The organism is Klebsiella sp. TF21-TM (genome assembly GCF_019753495.1).
GTDB lineage: Bacteria > Pseudomonadota > Gammaproteobacteria > Enterobacterales > Enterobacteriaceae > Klebsiella > Klebsiella quasipneumoniae.
This window is the reverse complement of sequence record NZ_JAIJYL010000053.1, coordinates 1-11,270: the sequence shown is the minus strand read 5'-3', so window position 1 is coordinate 11,270 and position 11,270 is coordinate 1. Positions and strand designations below refer to the sequence as shown.

The window sequence follows — 11,270 nt, the reverse complement described above, 5'->3', positions numbered from 1 at the left end:
AAACTCTGCGCTGAAATTTCTTTTTTTCATTATGACACCTGTGTTGTTCTGAGGTGAGCATATCACCTCTGTTCAGGCGGCCAAATTCAGTAAACCACTTCATTAACAGTAGTAGGAAAAGCTGGAACAGGAAAGTGATTACCTATTAAGTGGAATGTGTGGTGCCGGGTGCCTCCCGGTGAACTGCAGTGTAACCAGCTACGGTCCGCATGTTGTCAGCCGATAATGATTGAACATTATTTGGTTACATTGCCCCTCCGCTCAGGGGGATTCACCACAAAAAAAACTAACATTATGATATCCAGTCTTCAAGACTATCGTCAGTGAATCAGAACGCTGCTTGGCGTTTTGGCCAGTAAGATGAAACTGATTGAGATAAGCATGACTGAACGAATAAACCCTACTGGTTCATGCATATTGTCTGACGCCCCTTGAATGAGCTCATTACTCTAAACATCTCAGGAAGGTGATTTTGCGTAAATATCTGGCTCCCGGATGTTTTTTATCAAAAATTCAATGAAAACCTTTACCCTGGGGGCCACATGTTGCCTGTGAGGATAAATGGCATGCAAGGGGGCAGCTTGTGACTGATATTGCTTGAGGATCTGGCATAGCCTTCCGCTTTCAATATCATCCGCCACGTCCCAGATTGATTTTAATGCAATACCGTAACCATCTAGAGCCAGTTGTCGAATAACCTCCCCGTCATTTGAAGTGAAGGGGGAGTTAATCCGCACTGAGAGGTCTCCCAGTGACCAGTCAACGGATGACTCTGTGCCAGAATGGAGACATCGATGCCTGATAAGGTCTTGAGGTGTTTCGGGAACGCCATGAATTTGCACATAGTCTGGTGAAGCGCAAAGGATACGATAATTGTTGGCCAGCGGTCTGGAAATATAAGATGAATCCTCAGTCGCTCCGTAGCGGATAGCAACATCCATACCCGAGGCCACAAGATCAAGCACCGTATCGGTAAGTTTTAAATGAACTGATAACCTTGGATACATTGCCCCAAACTGCGCCAGCAACGGGGCTATTCTTCGACGCCCCAGCGACACAGGTGCGGTTACACGTAAAACACCGGCCACTTCCCTGCTATTTTGTCTGAGCATATCTTCCAGTGTTTCAAGATCCCCCAGGATACGAACAGCCTGTTCATAAAGTATTACACCTTCCTCCGTCAGTGATTGCCGTCTCGTTGTCCGCTGTAACAACCTGACTCCAAAGAGATGTTCAAGCTGCCGCATTTTTCGGCTTGCCGCTGGTATCGAAATATTGTGAGTGCGTGCTGCTCCGGAAATCGAACCTTCATCAATCACATCAATAAAAAATCGTAGCAGAGCGAAATTTCCGAAGTTCATTTGTGGTTACCATTTTTGTTAATAATCTATTGCATTGTAGGTCAATTGTTATTCATAGAGGTAACTATTAAATTGAGAAGACCAGCCGGAACCGGTGTTCTTCATTCAGGAACCGTCTCAGCGTGGGTCATCGATTTAAAAAAAGTGAGTACATCGGGGTAAACAGTCCGGGCAGATTACGGCTGTACCTCTGAAAGTATACCTGGTCAGACTGACTCAGATTTTAACTGGTTGTTGCCATGTATGAGGGAAGGCAAGGCGACGACGAATTCAATATTAACGAGGTAACCTCATGAAAAATCACTTCACTGATAAAAAAATTCTGGTCATTGGAGGAAGTTCCGGAATTGGAGAGGCAACGGCCCGGGCCTTTGCTGACGTCGGTGGACGAGTGACCATTGCGTCACGTAATATGCCGAAGCTTCAGGCTGCAGCTACACGGATTGGATTGGATATCGAAGTGGCAGAACTGAATACTACCAATGATGAATCAGTACAGCGTTTTTTCGAGGGAGCCAGTGGATTCGACCACGTTGTTGTCAGCGCTGCCCAGACGACTTCCGGGCCCGTGCGGGAGATGGCGCTTGAGGATGCGCGGCAGGCTATGAACAGTAAATTCTGGGGTGCCTATAACGTCGCAAGACACGCACGCATAAATAAAGGTGGCTCCCTGACTTTTGTCTCCGGATTTCTCAGCGTTCGTCCTTCCAAGCCAGTGTTACAGGGAGCCATTAATGCAGCAATTGAATCACTGAGCCGCGGTCTTGCCTTAGAACTTGCCTCATCTAACGTCAGGGTTAATACCGTATCACCCGGGCTGATTGCCACTCCCCTGTGGGACACTCTGGAGAGTTCAGCACGTCAGTCTATGTATGAAAAAGCCGCCTCAACACTTCCAGCCAGAACAATGGGGCTGCCTGAACACGTGGCAGATGCCATCCTCTATGTTGCAGGAAACCCTTATGCCACAGGTTCCACTGTTCTCATCGATGGTGGTGGGGCGATTGCATAAGGCCACACATCACTAAAAGCAGGCCTCGCCAGACTGGCTGGCGAGGTAATTTATAGTGAGGAAGACTCACCAGCCAGCATAAGGCTGTATTTCTTCACGTGTGACCTTCGGGGCATTCCGTATTGCGAGCGATAGTTTTTCTACCGCGCAGGTTATCTCATCCCGGGTAATAATTAACGGTGGCGTTATTTCCAGCACATTCCCCCCGACGTAGTACACCACCAGGCCCTCTTTCCATGCCTGATATACGACTTTTTGCGCGAGCGCCCGGTCCGGATTTTTGCTGCCGTCAGGAACGACTAACTCGATGCCAATAGCCAGACCATGCCCACGAACATCGCCGATCTCGGGTAAGTCCTTCGCCAGCTCACGCAGAAGTTGAATGAAGTAAAGCCCAGCCTGAGCCGCTCGTTCAGGCAGTTCTTCGTGCTGCAGCACACGCAATACAGAACGGCCTACGGCTGTACAAATAGGATTTCCTGCGGTGGTAAGCAATGCATGCGCTGCGGGACCACCAAGGATCTCTTTGGGGCCCACAGTGGCAGAAAGCGGCAAACCTCCACCTAACACTTTGCCAAAAGTGACGATTTCCGGAACGATGTTCTCATGCTGGAAGGCGTGCATCAGCCCGGGGCGCCCCAGACCCATTTTGACTTCATCGCATATCAGCGGCACACCCGCCTTTACGCATAATCGATGTAACCCACCTAAAAAACCTTTTGGTGGCACGACCATTCCACCATCCGACAGGATGGGTTCAACAATCACACAAGCCACATCACCTTGATCGAGCTGTTCTTTAACTTCGTGAAGGCTTGCGCTGACTGCCGCAGCGCCTTCATCATTGGTTCTGAATGGATTTGGATAAGTTGCCAGGTAGAGGTCTGGATCAGCTGCGTTACCTGCCGATATATGTACTCCGGATACTTCCATCGCCAGCCCGATACCTCCATGATACCCATGCGCAAAAGCCACCACCTTACGTTTTCCGCTGGCGAGCCGGCAGGCGCGAAGCGCCACGTCATTGGCATCGCTACCGGCATGTCCGAGATAGACGCAGCGATCCCCGTTGCCCGGGGTAATGGCCAGCAGCTCCTCTGCAAGTCCGACCGAATCCGGGTGTACCGCTGAAAGGCCACCGGCCCCGGCTGGATTCTGTGCAGCCCTGGTGATGGCCGCGGCGATTTCCGGGTGACCATGACCCAGTCCTGCCGCGGTCCAGGTGGCTGACAGATCGAGCAATTTCCGGCCACCTGCTTCAGTTAACCAGCATCCCTTGCCAGCGGTAACGGCTAACGGGAAGAAGCGTAACTTCTCAATTCCAGCTACGGACCGGGTGTCACGCTGATACAAACTGGCTGCTTCGTCAGGAAAGATCTGCTTGCTCATATCCACTCCTTTTGTACTGTCCTGGTTGCCACTTTATCACCTGGGGTTGCAAACTCTGACGCCAGGGACAATCCGATATTTCGTACGAGCTTGGGTGCCGAAATGATGGTGATCAGGCCGGCGATGCACCAGTAAAACGCCACCAGTGCCGGACTAAAGAGCTCTTCCTGGCCTGCCACATTGAAATATAACGACATCACCATAATGACGATGCCCAGCGCTGGCATGATCAGCTCCCATTTAGGGATGTTCTGACCCATGCGGGCGATAAAATTAATCACTCCAATCTCGATCATCAGATAGGCAACCATCAGGCAAACGGAGCCGATGATCGCAAAATAAAAGTATGCATCTATCGCGCTGTTACCCGTTCCCATTGCCGGTTTACCACTCAGCCAGGCCACAACATCAACCAGCAGACTGAGAATAAGTATCAGAGTTAGGGCGTTACGAGGTTGATGATTTTTATCTGACATTTTCGCAAAACACGCTGGACCAAACCCATCGCGAGCGAGCGCAAATAACAGACGGCTGGAGGTGGCGGCGGCAGATAAATTTGCCGCGAAAGCAGACATCATGGCGGTAAACAACATCGCTAAGGTAAATGCGGTGCCAACGTATGTTTGTGATAATGTACCCAGGGAGTTCGCTGAATTTTTGAAGGCATTCAGGCCCGACTCACTAAGGCCAAAACCAAGGGTTTGCACATACATCATCCCCACAAACAGCACACCGGTTAGCAGAATGGAACCCAGCAGTGCCAGCGGAATATTGCGCTTGGGGTTTTCTGTCTCTTCCCCGAGGGTGGCACAGGCTTCAAAGCCAGCCCAGGAGAGGAAAGCGGCGACGACGCCAGCCATTACCGCCTGAAAACTGACGCCATTCAAACTGAACAATGAAGCATGTTCTGCCCCTGTCGCCGGTTGATGTACGACAATCACTGCAGCCAGTACCAGCATCAATACAATGCCGAGCCCCTCAATCACCATCAGTACGCGAGCGACCGTCTTTCCATCACGAGAATTCAGGATCCAGCTAAATATCACTCCAACTGTCGCAGTGATAATCCATGGGATCTGAAAACCAGAGGAGGGGAATAATGCGGCCAGAAAAGCATTGGTAAATGCACCCAGTGCCGCAAGTGTGCCAATCGAAAAGAAAAGATACGTTCCCATAATGGCAAAACCGGAAAAGAACCCGGCGCGAGGACCGACAGTTTTTCCGACCAAACCGTAGGCACTACCAGCGTGATTATAAAATCGGGTCAAACGGATAAAACCATAGGCAATTAATGCTACCCCGATCAGACCTAATACAAACACAATCGGCAATGCCTTGCCAACTGAGTCGATCAACCCCTGCGCATTACCTGACATAGCCAGTGTTGGTCCAACCATTCCCAAAGAGAGCGCCAGAGCCTCCCAGAGTTTTAAACTTCGCTTTTTATTTGATGCATGACTCATCTTCATCACCCTCATAAGCGCAATTAATTAGCGAGATGTGTTATGGGTTGCCCCGAAGTTGTTCAGACTTAAACCGACCATGCGAAGCGGAATGTCTCCGTGATGGTTTCCAGCGGTAGATGTCCCCAGGTATCCTGTTCATGCTGGCGTACGGCGATCAGCGCGCCCAGTAGCTCCGGAGGTAACATTGACTGCGCCAGTGAGCTTTGTGCGAGACGGGTTAAGGCCTCGCTGTGGTTTGTTATAAGTCGCTGGATATTCTGCTCATTGCGTTCAGCTTCTGAGAGATCGGCTGGAGCAGATTGTGTAGGCTGCGGTAGGGGAAGTTCGTCTTTCAGACCAGCCAGCGCCATCCCAAGCACTGCCCCACAGGCAATGTAGGGGTTGGCAGCAGGATCTATACACTTAACTTCAAGATGTGCGCCATAAGGGTTGCCCCGATTTGCCGCACAGTAACGTACTGCGGCTTCCCTGTTTTCCAGTCCCCAGCAGGCATACGCGCCCGACCAGTGGCCGGGTTGCAGGCGTTCGGCAGACAATACTGACGGGGCAAGTAATGCCACCAATTCCGGCAGATATCGTACGATCCCCGCTATCAGGCTCCCGCCCTCAGCGGTAATACCGTAGATACCGGTACCGCCGGCCAGCAGAGGTTGCCCCTCACGTGTAAAGGAGTAATGCAGATGAGCACCGTTACCTGCTTCATTCGCAAATGGCCTTGGGGAGAAACTGACACGTAAATGGTGTTTGCGTGCAATGCGGCCCAGTAAAACACGTGTCAGCACCAGGCGATCCACCATCGTCACGGGATCGGCCGGTGCCAGTGAAAGCTCAAACTGACAGGAGCCATATTCAGCATGAAATTGTTCCAGGCCGACATTCGCTTCTTCAAGCGTTCTGACGAGATCATTGATCATCGACTCATGAGCCAGTAGCCCCCCTATACCGTAAGCGTGCCATCCGCTATGCCCCGGTACGTCCTGCTCTGGTAACAAATAGAATTCAAGCTCACCGGCTGCCAGAGTTTCGATACCCTGTTTTTGCAGCGCTGCGACCTGCTGGCGTAGAAAATGACGGCTGCACCAGGCGGCGTGCTGTCCTTCCTGTTCAAAAACATCCACCGGAGCCCAGCAAAAACCATCCTGGAATGTCACCAGTGAACTGATATCGGCGCGCAGGCGATGATCACCAACAGCCGTGAATGCCGGGATCCAGGCAATCGCGTTATCGGCACAGAACAGAGCCCAGGAAGGCGATGCTCCCACCCCTGACTGACAAAGGGTTTTGAGCCGGTTTACCGGGACAGATTTGCCTCGGATTACGCCCGCAGAGTCGACCAGCGAGGTAAAAAGGGTCGTGATCCCCAGAGCTCTGAGGTTTTCACTTATGCTTTGTAAATCAATGACTTCATCATCGACACCTACAGATTGCTTGCCCATTAAATCGAAAACTCCCGTTAAAGTTGGAATAAAAAACACCGCTTGATTCTTTTTGTGTATGTTACATTCGTTGAAAAAAAGCAAGATGTGTAATATATATTAAATCCGTATGATTCAGACGTAACGCTTGTGGTAATGTTATTTGCCTGAAGTGGAATGAAGGAGAGCCAGGTGCTGGCACAACAGATAAAAGACAACATGGCGGAGCTAAGTCCTGCAGAGCGTAAAATTGCCAGGGCCATGCTGGCTGACTATCCCGGTGCTGGTTTAGGTTCGGTGCAAATGCTGGCCGATCGAGCTGGCGTCAGTCTGCCTTCCGTGGTGCGTTTTGCACGTCGAATGGGATATGGTGGTTTCGTTGATTTTCAGCAGGCGCTGAGGGATGAAATATCGGAACAGGCTAAAGGCCCTTTACAGCGCCTGGATAACTGGGTAACGACAGAAAGCGCATCGTCGTTGATAGAGGCCGCCATAACATCCTCGACACTGGCGATACAGTGTTCCTTACGTGACATAGCGGAATATGAGATCGCTGAAGCCACCCGTCTCATCGGTGCTAAAGAACATCATATAATCCTCGGTGGCGGTCGTATCAGCCAGTCTCTGGCAATGTATTTTGGCCGCAACCTGCAACAGGTGAGACGCGGTGTTGAAGTGCTCGCCGAAAACCATCACGATCGTATTCAGCAGATCATCGACGTTAATAAAAATGACGTATTCGTGTTGTTCGATTTTCGTCGTTACCAGCAGGATATGTATCAACTGGCACAGGAGATTGTGGCACGCGGTGCCACACTCATAGCCGTAACGGATACCCAACTTTCCCCTATAGCTTCTCTCGCTAAAGTCGTTCTGGCTATCCATGTCGAAACGCCATGGCTTTTTGATGGGTACGCCGCCGGTATTGTCCTCATTGATGCCATTATCGCCAGCATTATGGAAAGCCAGGGTGATAAAACCGTGCAGCGCCTGCAGCAGTGGGAAGCACTTGGCCCCCTATCTTTAAATGCAAAATCCAAATGAGGTAATAGAGACGTGAGCGCCCCCCTTCTTTTTTCAGATGAACCTGCTCCGGTAATGGTGGAAAACCAATCGGGCATTTCTCCTTTTTTGATCCTTTGTGACCATGGTGGAAAACGTATCCCGCGCCAGCTTGGCGATTTAGGTTTACCGCAGCATGAAATAGATCGACATATCGGCTGGGATTTGGGCGTGCTGACTGTGTCCCGACATATGAGTCGTTTACTCAACGCCCCACTGGTGCATCAGATATATTCCCGACTGGTGATTGACTGTAACCGGCAACCAGGTATCCCCAGTTCCATCCCGGAGGTATCTGAAGCCACTACCATTCCGGGAAATATCGGCTTGACCCAGCAGGAGCGTGACCAGAGGCGTGACGAAATTTTCACTCCTTATCATGATGCTATACGCGCGATACTGACTGAAAGGAAGAAACACGGTATTCCGACCTGTATCCTCGCGATGCACAGCTTTACACCGGTATATCATGGTGAATCGCGGCCATGGGAGATCGGTGTTCTGTACCAGCATCAGGCTGAATATGCTCTGACGGTACTGGAGCGATTAAAACAAACCCGGCGATGGTGTGTTGGAGATAATCTGCCTTACTCCGTTTCAGATGTGACTGACTATGCTGTTCCTCAGCACGCCATTAAAAATGAACTCCCCTATGTTGAAATCGAAATTCGTCAGGATTTGATTACAGAACCAGAAGGACAACGAACCTGGGCTGAAGATCTGGCTCAAATATTTACAGATAGCTGGGACATTCTCACCAGTCAACAATATAAAAAAGAGGCATAACGAATGTTTAAACCGTCCAGCCGTGAGATCCCAATTGAGAAGCAAGCCGCAACGCTGTTATTTATTGATGTACAAAATTACAATGCTCGCCGTGATGGTGGGGAATATGTCGGGATGTCGACAACCGAACTGAATGAGAGGTTCGGCTACTTCTTTGATATAATTGAACGCGAAACAATTTCTAATATGCAAAAAATCCAGACTGCATGTCGTGCAAGTCAGATTGAAGTGATGTATACCGTTATAGAAAGTCTGACCAAAGATGGCCGTGACCGCAGCCTAGACTACAAAATTACCGGCTTTAACGTGCCGCGTGACTCCTGGGACGCGCAGGTTCTGGAAGCTATTGCTCCTGGTGATGATGAAATTGTTCTGTCGAAAACCTCTTCCAGCGTATTTATCTCGACCAACATTGATTATGTACTACGTAACCTTGGTACCCGTTATCTTGTGGTTGCGGGTTTTCTTACCGACCAGTGTATTGAAAGCGCAGTACGTGACGCCTGTGATCTGGGATACTTGGTAACCTTAGTGACTGATGCTTGCGCGACACTGTCGGCTGAACGCCATCAAAACTCTCTCAACGCTATAAAAGGTTATTGCAGGCAAATCACTACACAGGAGTTTCTCAATGAACTCTCCGCTGGATAAGCGGCAGCCGGCTTTGTTGAATAAATCGAACTTTTGCTGAGTTGAAGGATCAGATCACGCATCTTCCCGACAACGCAGACCGTTCCGTGGCAAAGCAAAAGTTCAAAATCACCAACTGGCCCACCTACAATAAAGCCCTCATCAACCGTGGCTCCATAACTTTCTGGCTGGATGATGAAGCTATTCAGGCCTGGTATGAGTCGACAACGCCTTCATCACGGGGAAGACCTCAGCGCTATTCTGATCTCGTCATCACCACCGTTCTGGTCATTAAACGCGTGTTCAGGTTGACCCTGCGGGCTGCACAGGGCTTTATTGATTCCATTTTTTCTCTGATGAACGTTCCGCTACGCTGCCCGGATTACAGCTGTGTCAGCAGGCGGGCAAAGTCGGTTAATGTCAGTTTCAAAACGCCCACCCGGGGTGAAATCGCACACCTGGTAATTGATTCCACCGGGCTGAAGGTCTTCGGTGAAGGCGAGTGGAAAGTCAAAAAGCATGGCCAGGAACGCCGCCGTATCTGGCGTAAGCTGCATCTCGCCGTTGACAGTAAAACACATGAAATCATCTGCGCTGACCTGTCGCTGAACAATGTGACGGACTCAGAAGCCTTCCCGGGTCTTATCCGGCAGACTCACAGAAAAATCAGGGCAGCATCGGCAGACGGCGCTTACGACACCCGGCTCTGTCACGATGAACTGCGGCGTAAGAAAATCAGCGCGCTTATCCCGCCCCGAAAAGGTGCGGGTTACTGGCCCGGTGAATATGCAGACCGTAACCGTGCAGTGGCTAATCAGCGAATGACCGGGAGTAATGCGCGGTGGAAATGGACAACAGATTACAACCGTCGCTCGATAGCGGAAACGGCGATGTACCGGGTAAAACAGCTGTTCGGGGGTTCACTGACGCTGCGTGACTACGATGGTCAGGTTGCGGAGGCTATGGCCCTGGTACGAGCGCTGAACAAAATGACGAAAGCAGGTATGCCTGAAAGCGTGCGTATTGCCTGAAAACACAACCCGCTACGGGGGAGACTTACCCGAAATCTGATTTATTCAACAAAGCCTCGTCGAATTTTCCTGTTCTATTACCCCCATCCACGGGACGGGGGAATCTGTTTTGCTTTCCGTTGTGTTTATTATGGGGGAACCGCAGAATTCGGAAAAAATCGTACGCTAAGCTAACGGTGTTCTCGTGACAGCTCTTTGACTAGGCTTTCTAAGGCCATTCTGATAGCCCTGACTTCCTGAAAAGCCATGGCTAAAATTTGTGCGGCTAAAAGGGATAACCGATGGTAAAGTAAGTTATCCCTGTCGAGATACTGAAAAGCGTTATCCTCGTTTTTCCCAAAACTGTTTTGCCAGTTCGCTCAGAGCGCTAGTTAACTGAGCGACAGATTTCGCACTTTGCAAATTATTCTGCCCGGTCTGTACATTGGTATCAGCAGCATCGCGTATATTGATAATACTGCGGTTTATGTCTTCACTTACTGCTCCCTGCTGCTCGACCGCAGTCGCTATTTGCGCGTTCATGTCGGTAATTTCGTTAACGCGTTGGCCAATTCCATCAAGAGCTGTAGCTGCTTCCTCTGCGTGAGCTACACTCGTGTGCGCTTGCCGACTACTTTGCTCCATGACTGTAACAGCGGATTGCGCTCGCTCTTGTAGAGCGCTGATCATGCTTTGAATATCCGTTGTCGATTGCTGTGTGCGAGCAGCAAGACTGCGAACCTCATCGGCGACAACAGCAAAACCACGCCCCTGCTCACCAGCACGCGCGGCCTCAATTGCTGCGTTGAGTGCCAACAAATTCGTTTGCTCGGCGATCCCTCGTATAACGTCAAGAACTTTTGATATCTCGTTACTTTGACCTTCAAGCTCATGAATAACCTGAGTGGCTTGCCTAATTTCACCTTCAAGGGCAGTGATTGACTGGCTTGTGTGGGCTACCAGACGCTGGCCAGATGCCGTCTCAGTGTCTGCTCTTCCGGCCGCATCTGCAGCATGCTGTGCATTGCTCGCAACCTCTTGAATGCTTGCCACCATTTGGTTGGCACTGTTGCAAATAGTCGGTGGTGATAAACTTATCATCCCCTTTTGCTGATGGAGCTGCACATGAACCCATTCAA

10 protein-coding genes are annotated in these 11,270 nt (G+C 50.3%); 5 read left to right on the top strand and 5 right to left on the bottom strand.

Features of this window, described 5'->3' with window-relative positions; translation table 11 throughout:
- Positions 1-458 precede the first annotated feature (458 nt).
- Complete coding sequence (locus K5R89_RS25890) at positions 459-1,361, bottom strand: LysR family transcriptional regulator (RefSeq protein WP_004181695.1); 903 nt, start codon at positions 1,359-1,361, stop codon at positions 459-461.
- A gap of 292 nt (positions 1,362-1,653) precedes the next feature.
- Between K5R89_RS25890 and K5R89_RS25885 the strand changes: the two genes are divergently transcribed.
- A complete protein-coding gene (locus tag K5R89_RS25885; protein ID WP_040217073.1) occupies positions 1,654-2,373 on the top strand; it encodes an SDR family oxidoreductase in 720 nt (239 codons plus the stop codon).
- A gap of 66 nt (positions 2,374-2,439) precedes the next feature.
- Here K5R89_RS25885 and K5R89_RS25880 read toward each other — a convergent pair whose 3' ends face one another.
- From K5R89_RS25880 to K5R89_RS25870, 3 genes are all read right to left on the bottom strand, one after another.
- Positions 2,440-3,762, bottom strand: coding sequence for an aspartate aminotransferase family protein (locus K5R89_RS25880; RefSeq protein WP_040217071.1), 1,323 nt, complete (start codon positions 3,760-3,762; stop codon positions 2,440-2,442).
- Entirely contained in the window at positions 3,759-5,225 is a 1,467-nt protein-coding gene (locus K5R89_RS25875) for an APC family permease (protein WP_004181698.1), read from the bottom strand. The genes K5R89_RS25880 and K5R89_RS25875 overlap by 4 nt, the downstream gene beginning before the upstream one ends.
- Positions 5,226-5,293: 68 nt before the next feature.
- Positions 5,294-6,664: a glutamine synthetase family protein gene (locus tag K5R89_RS25870; RefSeq protein WP_117362322.1), complete on the bottom strand. Its 1,371-nt coding sequence runs from the start codon at positions 6,662-6,664 to the stop codon at positions 5,294-5,296.
- A 171-nt stretch (positions 6,665-6,835) separates the two neighbouring features.
- On the opposite strand from K5R89_RS25870, the gene K5R89_RS25865 reads away from it, so the two are divergent.
- From K5R89_RS25865 to K5R89_RS25850, 4 genes are read left to right on the top strand one after another with little or no spacing between them, the layout of a single operon-like run.
- Positions 6,836-7,687: a MurR/RpiR family transcriptional regulator gene (locus tag K5R89_RS25865; protein ID WP_040217077.1), complete on the top strand. Its 852-nt coding sequence runs from the start codon at positions 6,836-6,838 to the stop codon at positions 7,685-7,687.
- A 12-nt stretch (positions 7,688-7,699) separates the two neighbouring features.
- Complete coding sequence (locus tag K5R89_RS25860) at positions 7,700-8,491, top strand: N-formylglutamate amidohydrolase (protein WP_040217067.1); 792 nt, start codon at positions 7,700-7,702, stop codon at positions 8,489-8,491.
- A 3-nt stretch (positions 8,492-8,494) separates the two neighbouring features.
- The gene (locus tag K5R89_RS25855; RefSeq protein WP_023328945.1) at positions 8,495-9,142 is read left to right on the top strand and encodes an isochorismatase family cysteine hydrolase; all 648 of its coding nucleotides are present in this window, start codon (positions 8,495-8,497) and stop codon (positions 9,140-9,142) included.
- Between the two features lie 41 nt (positions 9,143-9,183).
- Positions 9,184-10,152 carry an IS5-like element IS903B family transposase gene (locus K5R89_RS25850; protein ID WP_221853873.1) on the top strand — a complete coding sequence of 323 codons (969 nt, stop codon included), beginning with the start codon at positions 9,184-9,186 and terminating at the stop codon, positions 10,150-10,152.
- Between the two features lie 321 nt (positions 10,153-10,473).
- Here the strand turns inward: K5R89_RS25850 and K5R89_RS25845 are convergent.
- The coding region (locus K5R89_RS25845) for a methyl-accepting chemotaxis protein (RefSeq protein ID WP_260630712.1) at positions 10,474-11,270 on the bottom strand (797 nt) is incomplete at its 5' end.

Bases quoted from the DNA above. Each gene is read 5' to 3' on its own strand.
- K5R89_RS25890 (WP_004181695.1), bottom strand. From the start codon at position 1,361: ATGAACTTCGGAAATTTCGCTCTGCTACGATTTTTTATTGATGTGATT.
- K5R89_RS25885 (WP_040217073.1), top strand. From the start codon at position 1,654: ATGAAAAATCACTTCACTGATAAAAAAATTCTGGTCATTGGAGGAAGT.
- K5R89_RS25880 (WP_040217071.1), bottom strand. From the start codon at position 3,762: ATGAGCAAGCAGATCTTTCCTGACGAAGCAGCCAGTTTGTATCAGCGT.
- K5R89_RS25875 (WP_004181698.1), bottom strand. From the start codon at position 5,225: ATGAGTCATGCATCAAATAAAAAGCGAAGTTTAAAACTCTGGGAGGCT.
- K5R89_RS25870 (WP_117362322.1), bottom strand. From the start codon at position 6,664: ATGGGCAAGCAATCTGTAGGTGTCGATGATGAAGTCATTGATTTACAA.
- K5R89_RS25855 (WP_023328945.1), top strand. From the start codon at position 8,495: ATGTTTAAACCGTCCAGCCGTGAGATCCCAATTGAGAAGCAAGCCGCA.